At 70.1% G+C, this 17,034-nt stretch carries 12 protein-coding genes; 6 read left to right on the forward strand and 6 right to left on the reverse strand.

The window, feature by feature from the left end; translation table 11 throughout:
* Positions 1–12 precede the first annotated feature (12 nt).
* The 4 genes from ACGFIF_RS01875 to ACGFIF_RS01890 form a co-directional block, all read right to left on the reverse strand.
* Complete coding sequence (locus ACGFIF_RS01875; RefSeq protein WP_393150343.1) at positions 13–558, reverse strand: hypothetical protein; 546 nt, start codon at positions 556–558, stop codon at positions 13–15.
* A gap of 394 nt (positions 559–952) precedes the next feature.
* The gene (locus ACGFIF_RS01880) at positions 953–1,900 is read right to left on the reverse strand and encodes an ROK family protein (RefSeq protein WP_393150345.1); all 948 of its coding nucleotides are present in this window, start codon (positions 1,898–1,900) and stop codon (positions 953–955) included.
* Between the two features lie 10 nt (positions 1,901–1,910).
* Positions 1,911–2,732: a hypothetical protein gene (locus ACGFIF_RS01885; protein WP_393150347.1), complete on the reverse strand. Its 822-nt coding sequence runs from the start codon at positions 2,730–2,732 to the stop codon at positions 1,911–1,913.
* On the reverse strand, positions 2,729–7,054 hold the full coding sequence (locus ACGFIF_RS01890; protein ID WP_393150349.1) for an NEW3 domain-containing protein: 4,326 nt from the start codon (positions 7,052–7,054) through the stop codon (positions 2,729–2,731). Before ACGFIF_RS01890 ends, ACGFIF_RS01885 begins: the two co-directional genes overlap by 4 nt.
* A gap of 288 nt (positions 7,055–7,342) precedes the next feature.
* On the opposite strand from ACGFIF_RS01890, the gene nagZ reads away from it, so the two are divergent.
* On the forward strand, positions 7,343–8,833 hold the full coding sequence (nagZ, locus tag ACGFIF_RS01895) for a beta-N-acetylhexosaminidase (RefSeq protein ID WP_393150351.1): 1,491 nt from the start codon (positions 7,343–7,345) through the stop codon (positions 8,831–8,833).
* A gap of 4 nt (positions 8,834–8,837) precedes the next feature.
* On the opposite strand, the gene ACGFIF_RS01900 is transcribed toward nagZ, so the two are convergent.
* On the reverse strand, positions 8,838–10,049 hold the full coding sequence (locus ACGFIF_RS01900; protein ID WP_393150353.1) for an ROK family protein: 1,212 nt from the start codon (positions 10,047–10,049) through the stop codon (positions 8,838–8,840).
* 141 nt (positions 10,050–10,190) lie between these two features.
* On the opposite strand from ACGFIF_RS01900, the gene ACGFIF_RS01905 reads away from it, so the two are divergent.
* The 5 genes from ACGFIF_RS01905 (at position 10,191) to ACGFIF_RS01925 (ending at position 16,461) form a co-directional block, all read left to right on the forward strand.
* Positions 10,191–11,819, forward strand: a complete 1,629-nt coding sequence (locus tag ACGFIF_RS01905) for a glycoside hydrolase family 13 protein (protein WP_393150355.1) — start codon at positions 10,191–10,193, stop codon at positions 11,817–11,819.
* A 74-nt stretch (positions 11,820–11,893) separates the two neighbouring features.
* Complete coding sequence (locus ACGFIF_RS01910) at positions 11,894–13,027, forward strand: Nif3-like dinuclear metal center hexameric protein (protein WP_393150357.1); 1,134 nt, start codon at positions 11,894–11,896, stop codon at positions 13,025–13,027.
* A 70-nt stretch (positions 13,028–13,097) separates the two neighbouring features.
* Positions 13,098–13,811, forward strand: a complete 714-nt coding sequence (locus ACGFIF_RS01915; protein ID WP_393150359.1) for a zinc ribbon domain-containing protein — start codon at positions 13,098–13,100, stop codon at positions 13,809–13,811.
* Entirely contained in the window at positions 13,808–14,929 is a 1,122-nt protein-coding gene (locus ACGFIF_RS01920; protein ID WP_393150361.1) for a bifunctional RNase H/acid phosphatase, read from the forward strand. Before ACGFIF_RS01915 ends, ACGFIF_RS01920 begins: the two co-directional genes overlap by 4 nt.
* Positions 14,930–15,024: 95 nt before the next feature.
* Positions 15,025–16,461: an RNB domain-containing ribonuclease gene (locus ACGFIF_RS01925; RefSeq protein ID WP_393150363.1), complete on the forward strand. Its 1,437-nt coding sequence runs from the start codon at positions 15,025–15,027 to the stop codon at positions 16,459–16,461.
* Here the strand turns inward: ACGFIF_RS01925 and ACGFIF_RS01930 are convergent.
* Positions 16,450–17,016: a TetR/AcrR family transcriptional regulator gene (locus ACGFIF_RS01930; RefSeq protein WP_393150365.1), complete on the reverse strand. Its 567-nt coding sequence runs from the start codon at positions 17,014–17,016 to the stop codon at positions 16,450–16,452. The two genes, ACGFIF_RS01925 and ACGFIF_RS01930, sit on opposite strands and share 12 nt — an antisense overlap.
* Positions 17,017–17,034: the final 18 nt, after the last annotated feature.

Below are 17,034 nucleotides of genomic sequence, written 5' to 3' on the forward strand. Positions count from 1 at the left end.
CCGCGTCGATCCTCATCCCTCCCGAGGATCGATCGCACTCCTCGCAGGTCTGCCGCGGAACAGCGATGAGGCGCTGATCACGCAGACGAGCAGGGAGTAGATCGCGAGCGCTGACCCGGCACTGCCGGCCGTGGTTCCGACGCTGCCGGGGACGGTTCCGTTCCCAGCGGATCCGGACCCGAGCGCCACGACCGCCGTGACCACGACCAGCGCGATCAACGGTCCGGTCCAGCCGAGCACGCCCATCCGGAGCCCGCGCCCGTCGTCGACCTGCCCACCGGAACCCGGGCCGGAGCCCAGGAGAGCACCCGGGCGAGAACCGGTGCCGGTCTCCGGTGAGCAGGCCGCGGCCGCGCCTGCGGTGGTCGCGGCGGGAGCCGAGCCGGCGAGGGCTCGTCCGCGCAGGCAACCGTGCAGGGCGGCAACGCCGCACGAGGCGGCGACGTTCAGTAGCAGCGGCCGTCGTACCGAGGTACGCAGCACCTCGTGACGCGAGATGGTCGCGACAGCCACCGCGGTGATGAAGGTAGCGAGGAGCAGGAGTACCGCGACGTCCATCAGGACCGATCCCTTGGGGTCGAGCGTTGCCTCGGACAACGCTGGCGGACGTTGCTACCTCACCTGACGCACTGCCACGCGATGGCGGCGGAGAGTCTCCTCTCCGCCGCACTCGCGTTCTGGTCGGTCCAGGCCCCCCTGACCGGCCGTGTCGTCGGTCCGAGCCCCCCTCGACCGACCTTGGATGACGTGCCCCCACCCCATCCATCCGTTGCATCGGGTACGACGGGCCGGTCGTTACACGGTTCTGGGCAATTGGGTAAGAATTGCGCAAAGGTGCTCGGTACACCCTTTTCTGCACGCGATAACTGTGCGTGAGGGCAGGAACGAATCACCCGAGCGCGAATCAGGTGGTGGAAGCGCTTTACCCCGGCGTCCTGGGGTGGGGGTGGCGTCAGCGGAGGGTGGACCAGGCCTGGTGGGCGGCGCCGAGGAGGCCGGCGTTGTCGAGCTGGGCGGGTTCGACGCTGAGGTCGGTGACGAAGGGGAGCTGGGCGAGGCGCTTGACCCAGGCCTGGACCGGGTCGAAGAGGATCGGGCCGGCCTTGGAGACCCCGCCGCCGATGACCACCGTGGTGAGGTCGACGGTGACCGCGGTCGCGACGATGCCGGCGGCGAGCGCCTGGGCTCCGTCGTCGAAGGTCGCCAGCGCGAGCTCGTCTCCGGCGGCCGCATCGGCGGCCAGTACGGCGGCGTCCACGTGCTCGCCGGCTCGCCAGCCGCGACGCTTGGCCCGGGCAACCATCCGCGGCCCGCTCGCGTACGCCTCGACGCACCCGAACGACCCGCAGGCACACGCCTCGCCGTCCAGGTCCACGACCACGTGACCGATGTGCGCGGCGTTCCCCGACTGACCGATCAGCGGCTTGCCGTCGACAACCAGTCCACCGCCGACCCCGGTCGACACCACGATGCCGAGCAGCGTGTCGACCTCCCGCCCGGCCCCGGTCCAGAACTCGCCGAGCGCGAAGCAGTGCCCGTCCACCCCGAGCGTCACCGGTACGTCGCCGACCAGCGCGCGGACCCGGTCGACCAGCGGGAAGTTCCGCCAGCCGCCGATGTTCACCGGCGACACCAGGCCGTGTGTCTGGTCCAGCGGCCCGGCCGAACCGATCCCGACCGCCAGCGGCGTCGCGTCGCCGCGGACCCGGTCGATCAGCTCGGCCAGCGCGGCGAACACCTGGTCGGCGTCGCCGGGCGGGGTGAGGATCCGGTCCCCGGTCAGGATCCGGCCGTCGGCGGACACGAGAGCGGCGGCCATCTTCGTGCCGCCGATGTCGATTCCGAGAACCGTCCTCTGCTCAGCCTCGATCCGAGGCGTGCTCACTGCATCGTCGCTCATCGTCCCCCCGTCAGTGCCGGTGCAGGTTGTCAGGTTGGTTGCTGTCGCCCGGGTGCTCGAGCCCGCGGACCAGCTGGACCCGCTCGTGCATGGCCGCGTTCAGCCAGCGCGCGAACGCCTCCAGCCGGGCGCTCTGCAGCAACTCGCGATGCCAGCCCGCCACGGGTACACCGGGATCCGCCGGTGGCTCCTCACCCAGTACGTCGGCCGCGTACGCCAACTGCTCGGCGGCGATCCGTACGTCCGCGGTCACCAACGCGGCAACCCGTCGTACCGCCTCGGAACCCGCCAGTGCCGCAGCCGTGATCGAACCGACCGCAATCGCCGTCGACACGTCGATCGCCTCCGGCCCGGCACCGTCCGACGACCCGGCTGATGGGTCTGGAGCAACGTCCCGCCGCCCGTAGGGCGTCGCCGGTGCGGAGTCCTGCGGCGCGGCGGGCGTCGCCGGTGCGGCGTCCGACGACCCGTCCGACGTCTCCTCCGCAACGTCCTGCGGCCCGGCCGGGGTCTCGGGTGTGGCGGTGGAGTGGCGGCGGAGCTCGTCCAGGCAGAGCTGCTCGGTGAGGACGACCTGGGCGACCCAGCGGGTGAGCTGGCGGCCCTCGCGGCTGTCCGGTCGGGGGAGTACGCAGGCGGCGTCGCCGGCCCGCAGGACCGCGAGCCGATCGTCCAGCAGCTCGCGGGGCACGGGTTCACCGTTGAGGTACGCCATCACCTCCGGCGGCGCCACCGGCGCCTGGCTGTGGGCATCTCCATGCCCGTGCCCGTGGCCGTGCCCGTGCCCGTGGCTGTGCGCGTGACCGTGGCCCACGGTGACAGCGGCCGTCACTGGATCTCCAGGCGGACGGTGGGTGCGTACTGGGCCCGGCCGAACCACATCACCTTCGGCAGCACCCACGCATGCGCCGGCGTCGCATCCGCCGGAGCCTGCACCGGCACGGCAACGGTGATGGACGACTTCGGCGGTACGACGACCATCCGCACCGGCTCGGGCAGCCACGACCACGTGCCGTACGGCGATGCCAGCTGCAGCTCGGCGCGGATCTCCGACGAGGTTGTGTTCGTGAACTCCAGTTCGAGCGTCTCCGACGTACCGGGCGCCAGCCGCAGGTCCTGCGTCGACGGCGTCACGGTCAGACCGGTCGGTCGTCCCGGCTCGCCCTCGACCGCACCCGAGCCGTGGTCCGGCTCTTCGGTCGGTGGCATCCCGAAGCCGAGGGTCGCGGTGAGTTCCGGGCTCTCGCCCACGAACACCGTGACGACATCCTCGACCGCCGTGACACCGGCACCACCGGCGAGCTCGTCGGTCTTGGTGAGGACCCGGGCGGCGACGAAGTACTGACCTGGCTCGCAGTTCTCCGGTGGTGTCACGTTCGCGAGGTGGCGGACGTAACCACCTGGCTCGAGGCGGAGTGAACGATCGGATTGGTCAGTTGTCCACCCGTCCGGGAGTCCGATTGTCAACAATCCTTCGGCCGGGGTGTCGGCGTATTGGTTCGCGATCACCATCGAGATCTCGAACGGTTTTCCGGCGGTGCGTGCCACGGTGGGGGAGACCGACAGGCTGACCGGCAGGAAGCCCATCTGCGCGGGTCCGCGGTTGTGCAGCCAGTAGCGCGCGTACGACGGCTGGGCCAGCTCACCCGGTTGACCCAGTACGGCGGGGTTCGCGGGGGCCGAACCGTCGACGGCCAGCACGAAGGTGTCCACTACCGAACCGGCCAGGTCGACCGTGAAGTTGCCGTCGGCAACCTCGATCGGGGCGGCCGGGTTCTCCAGCAGGTCGGCGTGGTGGGCGCCAGTGATCGGGAGGGCCGAGGTGACGGTCGCCGTCGACCCCAGGCCTGTCGCCTCGATCAAGCGCAGGGTGACGCCGTCCCGCGGGTCGGCCGGGACACCCGACCCGCGGGCGATGGGGTTGCCGGCCGGTTTCAGCGTGGAGACCAGCACGTCGCGCTCCGGGCTGACCTGGAGCAGCGAGTGCGTCGCCGGCAAGGTGCCGTCGTGCGCGGTGGTGGTTGCCGCGAGCAACGGCGAGGAGAACTCCTGGCCGCGGCTCGGCAGCTGCTGCTTGCGCCAGTCGCCTTCGCCGCTGGTCAACGCGTACCGGAACTCGTGCGTCCAGTGCTGCAACTGGAACGCCGACCCGTCCGGCGCCGACCGGCGCGGTGGATCGATCCAGATGCCCGACGGCCAGCCGGTACACGACCGCAGCAACGACGCATGCAACGCACCCGTCGCATCCACCGCAAACCCAGGCAGTCCATAGGTCAGCAGCGCAACAGTCCGATCCTCGAACTCCTCGATCACACCCTCGCCCTGAACGGTCGCGGTGATCCGAGCCTCGCCAAGCTCCGTGACGGCAGTGTCGAAAGCGGCCGCGGTCGGAAGCACAAGAGCAGGAATAGCCCGAACATCTCGCACATCCGCGTTCGGCCGCCAAACCTCAGCCAACGCAGTCCGCGGCGGGACAAACGCCGCGGTCTCGCCAAGCACCTCCTCATCCAGCAGAGAGGTAGCCGCGCCGATCAGGATGCGCAGGTCGGGCAGGTTGGAGTCGACCTTGAGGTAGCCGTAGCGGGAACCGCCCACGGTCGATGTGGTTGCCGTGACGCCTACTCGGGCCAGGGCTACTACCAGGTCGCGGACGTCGGCTGGGTCGGAGTTGTCTGGTACGACGATCTCGGCGACGGCGAGTGGGCGGACGCCGGCATGGTTGCCGGCGGCATCTACCAGCTCGATGCGGGCGGTGGAGCCGAGGCCGAACCAGGTGTTGGCGGGGTTGTCCAGGGTCCACGGGGCCTGGGCGCTGTCGACGTCGATGAGGCCGAAGCCGCGGCCGACAACAGCTCCAGCGACCTCGCTCAGCGGGAGGGCACCCGGGACATCGGCCGGGAACTTGACGCGGACCAGACGGTCCGACTGGGCGTGGTCCAGGATCCGGGTCGTGAACTCGATCCGGTCGAGGCCGTCGTACACCGTGACGACGGCTTCGTACGAGATCCCGTCGACCTCCCCACGGCTGACGATCCGGCTGCCGAGGGGACCGGTCTGCGTGAAGACCTTCGCCGGCGCCTCGCTCGAGCCGACCACCGGACCCGACGGGAGCAGGTGCCACGGACCTTCGCCGAAGCGCGGGTGGTCTGCATACTCCTCGTACACCCGCAGTTCGTTGCCGAGGCCGTTGAGAACCTGTCGACCGGTTCGCTTGTCGACAATCTCAGAGATTCCACCACCGCGAGACGGATCCACGGTCACACTGAAGAACTCGTTCTCCACCGACTCGCTGGCATCCGCCGGCCCCCAAACACCAGCAGCCGAACCAGCCCCAGCCCCGGCGGTAGAACCAGCACCAGCAACGCCAGCACCAGCAACGCCGGCGCCGGCCCTCAGCGCGTACGTCCGCCATCCCAGCGACGGCACCTCAGCCGCCAGGAACGTGAGCTTCTCACCCTCGACCACCGCCGGCACGTCAACACCAGCATCGTCGACAATCTGCCACGGCCCATCGCCATCAGGCAGTTGCACGGTGACCAGGTCGGTCCGCGTGAACGACAGCGTGTTGGTGATGACCACCGCATGCGCGCCGAACGCCGAGGTGTCGATCCGCGCCGCGAACGCCTCCAAGGAAGCGGTGCGTGCGGCATCCGACAGATCGTGCGCCTCCCGCCACCCGGTGACGAGGTCGATGTACACCTGGTCCGACTCCGACCCGGTGATCGCGTCGTGGTGCGCGCCGTAGGCGAGCTGCCGCCACACCTTGTCCAGCGACGCCTCAGCGAACCGCCCGAGCCCGAGCAGGTCGGCGTACGTGCCGAGCTTCTCGGCGTCGACCGCGGCCACCTCGGCCGCGCGCTGGGCCTGCTTGGTGTCGATGTACGACACGTCCTTGCCGGTGTAGATCGGGTTCATGTCCCGCGACTGCGGTGACGGCCGGCGCCCGGTCTCGGCGAGTTCGGCCCGGACCCGGTCCATGAAGTGCTTCGTCGTACCGCAGACGAACTTCGGCCAGGCGTAGCGGGCGTTCCAGTCGTGGTGCAGCGCGGTGATCCAGTTGTTCGGCGGCGTGTAGTCCCCACCCACCGGCAGCAGCGTGTTCTTGGTTGCCGCGACCGTCTTCAACGTGGCGAAGAGCTGGTACGCCGTGTCGCCGGCCGCCTCGACACTCGGCGCGTGCTGCAGCTCCCAGCCCGGGCCGTAGTGGTCCGGCATGTAGTGCGTCAGTACGCCGTCCCCACTCGGGCTGATCCACTCGAACTCGCTGTGGAACTGCATGACCGCCGCAGTGCCGGCCTTCGGGTCGCCCCAGGCCTGCCGCAGCGGTCCCCACTGGTGGAACGGCCCACGTGCCCACGCGGACCCGGTCAGCCCGGCCTTGGCCAGGTACCCGGGGAACTGCGGGTCGTGGCCGAACACGTCCAGCTGCCACGCGTTCTGCGGGTCGCCGCCGAGGATGTCGCGCTGATACCCGACGCCGTACACGATGTTGCGGATGGTCGTCTCGGCGCCGGTCAGGTTCGTGTTCGGCTCGTTGTAGGTGCCGCCGACGATCTCGACCCGCCCCTCCGCGATCAGCCGGCGCAGGACCGCGCGGTTCTCCGGAAAGGTGTCGAAGTACGGCTTGAGGTAGTCGAGCTCGGCCAGCACGAAGCAGTACGCCGGATCGCGCAGGGCCAGCTTGAGATGCGCGTCGACCAGGCTGAACGCGTTGTGCGTGTAGACCGGCCGGGTGGTGCCGTCAGGACCCTGCAGGTCCCAGCTGGTCGTGTACGCCGCCTGGGTGTTCCACCAGACCGGGTCGTAGTGGAAGTGCGACACCATGACCATCGTCCAGCCCGGCTCGGCGATCACCACCGTGCCGCTGTCCGACGCCACGTCCACACCGTCCGCCGAGACATTCACGGTCGCCGCGACACTCGCGCCGTACTGCGTGCGCAGCCCGTCGGCGACCGAGAGCGGGACCTCGACCCGGATCGGACCGTCGCCCGGTGGGAGGTCTGCCGCACCGGAAACGCCGTCGCCGGAGACGCGCACGGACAGCGCGCCGTCGCCGCTGGAACGGGTCAGTTCCACCCGCAGCAGCTGGCGCGGATCGTCGTCGCTGCCGGCGAACAACTCGGGCGAGGAGACGTGAGTGATCAGTACGGTCACGGTGTCTGGCTCCGTCGAGAGCGGTCAAGGTCGAGAGACAACGTTATCCGTAGTCGGCCCGGACAGCGAGGGGTCATTTGCAGGAATCCGGGCAGAACCCACGGGCGTACGCTCAGAATTCACTCTGACAACGCCTGACAACGATCGCACTCTGGGTGTCCGTCGCCGCTAATTATTAGCTGTCCGTGATGGTGCGGCGACCGGGGTCGGCCGGCCTGAGCGGGTGGTTGGAGAGGGCCAGGGTGGAGTCGGGTGGCGGGAGGACCCGGGGCGCGAGAGGGTGTGGGAATGAGTGATCACTTGGATCGGGATGCCGCCGGCGCGCTGATCGTCGGCTTCGACGGGACCACCGCACCGGACGACCTGCGTCGCGCGGTCGCGGGCGGGCTCGGCGCGGTCATCCTGTTCACCCGGAACGTCGCCGACGCCGAGCAGGTCGCCGCGCTCACCGCCAGCCTGCGGGCGGAGCGGCCGGACCTGGTCATCGCGATCGACCACGAGGGCGGCGAGTTCAGCCACCTCGCGCCGGCCAACCCGTGGCCGCTGGCCTCGCCGCGGATCCTCGGCGACCTCGACGACGTGGATCTGACCCGCGCGTCCGCCCGGGACGCCGCCGCGACGCTCGCGAGTCTCGGTATCGACCTGATGCTCGCGCCGTCGGTCGACGTGAACAGCAACCCGGCGAACCCGATCATCTCCACCCGCTCGTTCGGCGCCACCGCAGACTTGGTCTCGCGGCACGGCGTCGCCTTCGTCGAGGGTGTCCACGAGGCCGGGATCGCCGCCTGCCCGAAGCACTTTCCGGGCCACGGCGACGTCAGCGTCGACTCCCACCTCGACCTGCCCCGGGTCGATCGCTCCATCGAGCAGGTCACCGAGGTCGAGCTCGCACCGTTCAAGGCCACCATCGCGGCCGGCGCCGACGTGGTCATGAGCGCCCACGTCGTCTTCTCGGCGTACGACGACCAGCCCGCCACCCTCTCGCGTCGCCTGCTTACCGGACTGCTCCGCGAGGAGCTCGGGTTCACTGGCGTGATCACCACTGACGCGCTGGAGATGCAGGCGATCACCAAGAACCAGTCGATCGAGGACGCCGCGGTCGCGTCGGTCCGGGCCGGTGCCGATCTCGCCATGATCGCGATCGGCACCGCCGACCCGCGCGCGCTCACCGCCCGCATGGTCGATGCCGTCACCAACGGTTCCCTCGACGCAGAGCGGGTCGCCGATGCTGCCGCCCGCGTCCGGGCCCTGGCCGCGACGCTGCAGACCCGCACCCGGCAACCCGGCCTCGACGGCGCCCCGATCCGCGAGGTCGCCACCCGTGTGGTGGCGAGCCAGACGCTGCCGGCGCTCGGCGGTGCGCCGTACGTCGTCGACCTGACCCAAGGCCTGCACCCGGCCTGGAACCCCTACTTCAGTGGGCTTCCGGAGATCTTCGGCCGGATCGCTCCCGGTTCGGACGGCGTCGTCCTGCGCGGCGAGCACCGCATGCTCGAAGGCGCCGGCACACAGTCCGAGGGCGCAATCGCCTTTGCCGCGGAGGCCGCGGCCGGTCGTCCGTTGGTGATCGCGGTGCAGGACGCCGTACGTACGCCGTGGATGCGCGAAGCGCTGACCACCTTGCTGCAGAACCGCGGCGAGGACACCGTCGTGCTGTGCACCGGCATCCCCGAGGACCGCGCGCTCGTCCCCGAGGGCGTCACCACGGGTACGACGTCCGGCCGGAACCTGATCGTCCTCGAAGCGATCGCCAGAGCCCTCACCCGGGGCGGCAGCTGAGCCCTTACCCGGGACGGCAGCTGAGACGCAGGTCGAGGGCGTTCTGCTCGACGTAGTTCAGGGCGTGCCGGACGGCGCCGACGGACACGATCGCGTCGCCGAGGGACGAGACGGCGACGCGAGGCGGCGTACTGGTGAAGCCGGCCAGCTGCTGCTCGATCTCGGGCAGCAGCGACTTGGCCCCTGCGGCGACCGCACCGCCCAGCACGATCAGCTCGGGATTGAACAGGATGCCGAGTGTGGCCACCACCCGTGCGGTCCGGCCGGCGACGTACTCGAGGATGCCTAGGGCAACCTCGTCACCGGCGTCCGCGGCGGTGAAGACCAGCTCGGCGGTGACCGGTCGGTCGGCGGCCAAGGTCCGCAGCGCTGTTTCCACGGCCGGGTCGGCGACGGCCGCGGCGCCGTGTTCGCGGGCGATCCGGGCGATGCCGTGGGTGTCGCCGACACCCTCGACGAGCTTGAGGTAGACCATCTCACCAGCGCCGCCGCGGCTGCCGTGCAGCAGTCGGCCGGAGTCCATCAGGCCGGAACCGAACCGCTCACTGGCCAGCAGTACGGCGAGATCGCCGACGTTCCGGCCTTCGCCACGCCAGTGCTCGCCCAGGGCGGCAAGGTTCGCGTCGTTCTCCAGCAGGACCGGCCAGCCGTGCAGCTCGGTCAATCGCCGGGACAGACCGGCATCGAAGCGCCGCCAGAACTCGTCATCGACCAGGATGTTGCCGTCCCGGTCGACCGGCGCGGCCACACCGGCGCCCGCCGCGAGCACCTGCGCATCCGTCACCTGCGCGGTCTCGAGCGCCTCGACGACGGTCTCGTGCACGATCTCGGTCCGCTCGGCTGCTGTCGGGTCGCCGGACACCGAGCGCACCACCTTGGCGATCGTCTCGCCGCGCAGGTCGCTGACCAGCACGGTGGTCTTGCCCGCGCCGATGTCGATCCCGAGCACGCACCCCGCGCTGCTGTTGTACTCGAACCGCCGCGACGGCCGGCCCACCGAGGTGTCGCGGCCCGGGTCGAGCTCGACCACCCAGCCCATCGAGATCAGGTCGTTGCAGACCGCGTGCACGGTCGCGCGGGTCAGCCCGGTCGCCTCGATCAGGCCGGTCCCTGTCATCACCCCGGCCTTCGCGAGCACACCGAGGAGCTTCCCCGCGTTGACCCGGCGCAGCATCGGCGGCGTCGCCGTGGGCGGAGTGGCCGCTGGTCTCGCCATGAAAGCCCCTTGACCTGTTGTTGAACGGAAGCGCAGAATACTGCAGAATCTAAATTTAGAGTCTATATAAACAAGAGGGCAACGTCGCCGCAACCGCCTGGAAACCCTGGACCCGCGCCTTCCGACCCAAGTGAGGCTTTCTTGACCAGCACGCAGCCGACAGACCGAGACTGGTGGCGCCAGGCCGTCGTCTACCAGATCTATCCGCGCAGCTTCGCCGACTCCAACGGCGACGGCATCGGTGACCTGCAGGGCATCGTCAGCCGCGTTCCGTACCTCGCGTCCCTAGGTATCGACGCGGTCTGGCTCAGCCCCTTCTACCCGTCCGCCCTGGCCGACGGCGGGTACGACGTCGACGACTACCGCAACGTGGACCCGCGGCTCGGCACGCTCGACGACTTCGACCAGCTCGTCGCCGCGCTGCACGAGACGGGGATCAAGCTGATCGTCGACATCGTGCCGAACCACACCTCCAACCGGCACGAGTGGTTCGTCGAGGCGCTGGACGCCGAGAAGGACTCGCCGGCCCGGGACCGGTACATCTTCCGCGAGGGCGACGGTGACGAGCCGCCGTCGGACTGGGACTCGGTGTTCGGCGGTTCCGCCTGGGCGCAGGTCGAGGACGGGCAGTGGTACCTGCACATGTTCGCGGCCGAGCAGCCCGACCTGAACTGGCAGCACCCGGAGGTCCGTGCGGACTTCCTGACGACACTGAGGTTCTGGTCGGATCGTGGTGTCGACGGTTTCCGCGTCGACGTCGCGCACGCCCTGGTGAAGAACCTGAGTGAGCCGTTCCCGTCGAAGACCACGCTGCCCCGGCAGTCCGAGTCCAACGGAGCCCATCCGCTCTGGGACCAGGACGGCGTACACGAGATCTACCGCGAGTGGCGGACGGTCCTGAACGAGTACGACCCGCCCCGATCGGCGGTGGCGGAGGCGTTCGTGCCGGCCGCGCGCCGGGCCCGGTACGCGAGTGCCGACGGGCTCGGGCAGGCGTTCAACTTCGACCTGCTGCAGGCGGACTGGGAGTACGAGAAGTTCCGGCAGGTGATCGAGGACAATCTCGCGCTGGCCGAGCAGAACGGGTCGTCCTCGACCTGGGTGTTCTCCAACCACGACGTCGTCCGGCACGCGACCCGGTACGGGTTGCCGAAGGATCCGTCCGGCCTCTGGCAGGACGGGAAGGCGTGGCTGCTCAGCAACGGCACCGAGCCGACCGTGGACGTCGAGCTGGGCCTACGGCGCGCGCGTGCGGCGGTGCTGCTGATGTTGGCGCTGCCGGGATCGGCGTACCTGTACCAGGGTGAGGAGCTGGGGCTGCAGGAGGTCGGCGAGCTGCCGGCGGCGAACCTGCAGGACCCGGCGTACTTCCGGTCGAAGGGTGCGGAGAAGGGCCGCGACGGGTGCCGGGTGCCGATCCCGTGGACGGTCGACGGTCTGTCGTTCGGCTTCGGCTCGGGTGGCTCGCACCTGGTGCAGCCGAAGTGGTTCGGCGGGTACTCGGTGCAGGCGCAGGAGGGCGACCCGGGGTCGACGCTGAGCCTCTACCGCAAGGCTCTCGCCGTACGGCGGGGACTCCAGACCGGCAACTCGCTCACCTGGTCCGACGGCGGCGACTACGTCCTGCACTTCACCCGGCCCGGCGGCTGGCAGTCCATCACCAACTTCGGCGCCGCCCCGGTCGAGCTCCCCGAGGCCGCGGTGGTCCTGGCCAGCGGTCCGCTCGAGGGCGACAAGCTGCCGGGCGACACCACTGCCTGGCTGATCTGACCCTCGCGCCGTGGATCCTGCCTACCCAGGATCCACGGGTCGAGTAGGCCACCCCGTGCGGCAGGATGGGGGTTGTGAATCCGACGGTTGGTGACGTGGTTGCGGTGCTCGATCGGCTGTACGACCCGGCCTGGGCGGAGAGCTGGGACGCGGTCGGGCTGGTGACCGGGGATCCGGACCAGCAGGTACGGCGGATTCTGTTCGCGGTCGACCCGATGCGGGCCGTCGTGGACGAAGCCATCGCCGGTGACTTCGACCTCCTCGTCACCCACCATCCCCTCCTGCTGCGCGGGGTGCACAGCGTCGCGGGTACGACGCCGAAGGGCCGCGTCGTGCACGACCTGATCAAGAGCAACACGGCTCTGCACGTGTGCCACACGAACGCGGACAACGCCAACCCAGGTGTCAGTGACGCCCTCGCTGCCGCGCTCGGCCTGCGCGACACCCGTCCGCTCAAGGCCCTGCCGTCGGACCCGATGGACAAGCTCGTCGTGTTCGTTCCCGTTGCGGAAACGCAAGCCATGCTGGACGCGCTGGCGAAGGCCGGCGCGGGCCGGATCGGGGACTACGAACGAGCAGCCTGGAGCGGGACCGGCGAAGGGACCTTCCGGCCGCTCGACGGTGCCAACCCAACCATCGGCCAGGTCGGTGACATCGAAGTGGTCGCCGAGAACCGGCTCGAGATGCTCGTGCCGCGCCGGAACCGTCGAGCCGTCGTCGAAGCGCTGAAGGCAGCCCACTCCTACGAGGAGCCGGCCTTCGACATCTACGAGCTGGCCGTGCTGCCGAGTGAGCGTGGCGGCGGGCGGGTCGGCGTACTCCCGGAGCCGATGCCGCTGACGGACTTCGCCCGGCTGGTCGCCGACAACCTTCCGCGGACGGAGCACGGCGTACGGGTGTCCGGAGATCCTGATCGGATCATCGAGACCGTCGCCGTGGTCGGGGGAGCGGGCGACTCGGAGTTCGACCGGGTTCGCGCGGCCCGGGTCGACGCCTATGTCACCGCCGACCTCCGGCACCACCCCGCGACCGAGGCCCGGGCGTACGACGAGGGGCCCGCGCTGGTCGACGTGGCGCACTGGGCCAGCGAGTGGCCGTGGCTGCGGGACGCGGAGCGGCTACTGCTCGAGGGGTTGGCAGACCAAGGCAGTACCGTGGACACTCACATCTCGACGCTCCGTACGGACGCGTGGAACCTGCGGCTCTGAGTCCGCGGCGCTGACAACTGAACGAACTAAGGAGCCGACTCTGAACGCCGAGCCCGCTGTCCAACGCCAGTTGCTGGACCTGCAGGATCTCGACCTGCAGCTGGATCAGGTCGCCCACAAACGCAAATCCCTCCCCGAGCACCAGGCCCTGGCCGAGCTGGCCGCGGAGAAGTCGGTGGTCGACCGCGAGCTCGTCACCGCCGACACCGAGGTCAGTGACCTGCAGCGGGAGCAGAAGAAGGCCGACAGCGATGTCGAGCAGGTGCGGCAGCGCAAGGCGCGCAACCAGCAGCGGCTCGACTCCGGGCAGGTCACCTCGCCGAAGGACCTGGAGAACCTGCAGCACGAGGTCGGTTCGCTGGACCGGCGGATCTCCGACCTCGAGGACGCCGAGCTCGAGGTGATGGAGAAGCTGGAGGCGGCCGAGGCGGTGCAGGCCGACCTGCGCACCCGCGCCGAGGCGTTCGCCGGCAAGCAGGCCGAGCTGGAGACCTCCCGCGACGCCGCGCTCAAGGAGCTCGACGAGCAGCGCGCGCAGCTCGGCGACAAGCGGGCCACGATCGCCGCCGAGCTCCCGGAGGCCCTCGTCACGCAGTACCAGCGGCTCCGTGAGCACAACGGCGGGATCGGTGCCGCGCCGCTGGTCGGCAAGCGGTGCATGGGCTGCCGGATGGAGCTGGCGCCGTCGGACCTGAACCGGATCAAGGCTGCCGCGCCGGACGCCGTACTGCGGTGTGAAGAGTGCGGCCGGATCCTCGTTCGGACGCCGGAGAGCGCCGCATGACCTACCGCCACGTGATCGTCGAGGCGGACGGTGGATCGCGCGGGAACCCTGGGCCGGCGGCGTACGGCGCTCTGGTCCGCGACCCGGCGACCGGCGAGGTGATCGCGCAATCCGGGAAGACAATCGGGATCGCGACCAACAACGTCGCCGAGTACTCCGGTCTGATCGCAGGGCTCGAGTTGGCCGCGGAGTACGCCCCGGACGCCTCGATCGAGGTACGGATGGACTCCAAGCTGGTGGTCGAGCAGATGGCCGGCCGGTGGAAGATCAAGCACCCGGACCTGCAGCCGCTCGCGATCAAGGCCCAAGGGCTGGCGCCGTTCGGGACCGAGTGGACCTGGGTGCCGCGGGCGCAGAACGCCGCCGCCGACGCGCTCGCGAACATGGCCTTGGACGGCGTGCCGATCCCGCTGAAGCCTTCGGTCGCTGAGGCTGCGGCCGTGGTCAAGGAGCCGTCGGACCTGCAGAAGGCGTTGCAGGGTTGGGGTCCGCAGGCCGAGCCGCCGACGCAGTTGATCTTCCTGCGGCACGGGGAGACCCCGCACACCGTGGAGAAGCGGTTCTCCGGCTCCGGTGGTGACAACCCCGGGCTGAGCGACACCGGTCGGGCGCAGGCGCACGCGGCCGCGGAGTACCTGTCCCGGATCGGTGGAGTGGACGCGATCGTGACCTCGCCGATGCTGCGGACGCGGCAGACGGCTGAGATCGTCGCGGCCGGTCTCGGGCTCGAGCCGGTCGTCGACAAGGGATGGGTCGAGGTCGCGTTCGGTGACTGGGACGGGCACACGTTCGCCGAGATCCAGCAGAAGTGGCCGGACGCGCTGAACGCCTGGATGGAGTCGACGTCGGTCGCGCCGCCCGGCGGTGAGTCCTTCGACCTGTGCGCCCGGCGGGCCCGGTCGGCGCGAGACGGGTTGCTGGCCAAGTACCCCGGTAAGACAGTTGTCGTCGTCACCCATGTCACGCCGATCAAGCTGATGGTCCGCTCGGTGCTGCAGGCCCCGATGGCGTCACTGTTCCGGATGGAGTTGCGCCCGGCAACTCTCACCGAGATCCACTGGTACGCCGACGGCCTGGCCTCACTCCGCTCCTTCAACGTGCAACCGTCGCTGGTCTGAGCACTGCCTGGGGAAGAAGGAGGAGCTCGCTCCTCCTTCTTCGTTACTCTGACCTCACGCACACCGACGTGCGTTGACGAGGACGGAGAGTTCACGTGCCGTTGCAGAGGGTCCACTTCGCCGAGCCCGTTCCCGAGGTCTTTCACGCCTCCTTGCAGGACATCCGGCGCGAGCTCGAGGTACCGGCCGAGTTCCCGCCCGAGGTGGTCGCCGCGGCGCTGGAGGCGGCGAAGACCCCTCGCCTGCCGGAGCTCGACCGGACCGACCTCGACTTCGTCACCATCGACCCGCCGGACTCGATGGACCTCGACCAGGCGCTGTACATCGAGCGCGCCGGCGACGGGTACACGGTGTACTACGCCATCGCTGACGTCGCCGCCTTCGTTCAGGCCGGCGACCCGATCGACGTCGAGGCCCGCCGCCGCGGCGAGACCCTCTACGCCCCGGACAAGCGCACCCCGCTGCACCCGCCGGAGCTGTCCGAGGGCGCGGCCTCGCTGCTGCCCGACCAGGTCCGTCCCGCCGTGCTGTGGACGATCTCGGTCGACGCGGCCGGCGAGGGCACCAAGGTCGTCTGTGAGCGCGCGCTGGTGAAGTCGCGGGCCAAGCTCAACTACGCCGGTGTCCAGCAGGATCTCGACGCCGGCAACGCCTCGGAGTCGCTGCAGTTGCTGCGCGAGGTCGGCAAGCTCCGTGAGCAGCGCGAGCTCGCCCGCGGCGGCGTCAACCTGCCCATCCCGGACCAGGAGGTCGTCACCTCCAACCACGGCTGGGGTCTGAAGTTCCGCGCGCCGCTCCCGGTCGAGGGCTGGAACGCGCAGATCTCGCTACTCACCGGGATGGCCGCCGCGCAGCTGATGATGGGCGGCGGGATCGGCATTCTGCGGACGCTGCCGGAGTCGCACGAGGATCTGCGCCGCAAGCTGGGGAACACGGCCAAGGCACTCGGGATCGACTGGCCGGACGGGACGTCGTACGCGGCGTTCATCCACGGCCTGGATCCGAAGGTGCCGGCCCACGCGGCGATGCTGGCGGCGTGCACGGTGCTGTTCCGCGGCGCCGGGTACAGCGCGTTCTCCGACGGCGTGCCGGAGCAGCCGGAGCATGCGGCGATGAAGGCGGAGTACGCGCACGTCACCGCGCCGCTGCGGCGGCTGGTCGACCGGTGGACGGCGGAGATCTGCGTGGCGCTGTCCGCGGGCACCGAGGTGCCGGCCTGGGTGCGCGAGTCGATGGACGAGATCCCGAAGATCATGGACGACGCGGATCGCCGGGCGCACGCGTACGAGCGGTCGATCGTCAGCATGGTCGAGGCCGGGTTGGTGGCCGACGAGGTCGGTTCCGAGTTCGACGGTGTCATCACCGAGGTCGACCAGCGCGACAACACTCGCGGCATCGTCGTGCTGTCCACGCTGGCGATCGAGGGCCGCATCACCGGTACGACGGCTCTGCCGCTGGGCCGGCCGGTCCGCGTCCGACTCGTCGAGGCCGACATCGCCAAGCGCGTGGTCGCCTTCGAACTAGTCTCCTAGGTAGTCCTCGACCGCTCTGGTCGTGCGCTTGAGATCACCGGTCGCCAGCAGGTCCAGCAGGGCGCCGCGGAGCATGGCCAGCACGGCAGTCCGACGTGCCTCCGCCTCCGCGGACCCCGGATCGGGCTGACTCGCCTTGAGCAGCTCGAGCCAGTCGTCCACGGTCGAGCGGCCGTAGTCCGCCCACGGGCCTTCCGGCGCGACGAGTGAGCGCCCGTACGCCTCGACCCAGAACTTCATCAACGGTCGCCGTCCGGGCGCGGCCAGCCACGTCCACAGCTCCCTGGCGACCACGGTGAGCCCGGGCGGTTCGTCGTACTGCGCGTCGAGCTGCCGCAACAGTTCGAGCTCGTCGACGCGGGCGCGGGCCAGGAGGGCGCGGATCAGGCCGTCCTTGCTGCCGAACAGGAAGAGCAGGACGCGTGGGCTGGAGCCGATCGCGGTCGCGAGCGGGCGCAGCGACAGGTCGGCCAGGCCGTGGCTGAGCGAGTACGCGTACGCGCGCTCGAGCAGTTCCTGCTGGCGCGCGGACGGGGCTGGCTTCGTGGTCGGCACGAGGCTAGTATCGCTTAC

Source organism: Kribbella sp. NPDC049174 (genome assembly GCF_043197365.1).
In the GTDB taxonomy this organism is placed as follows: Bacteria; Actinomycetota; Actinomycetes; order Propionibacteriales; family Kribbellaceae; genus Kribbella.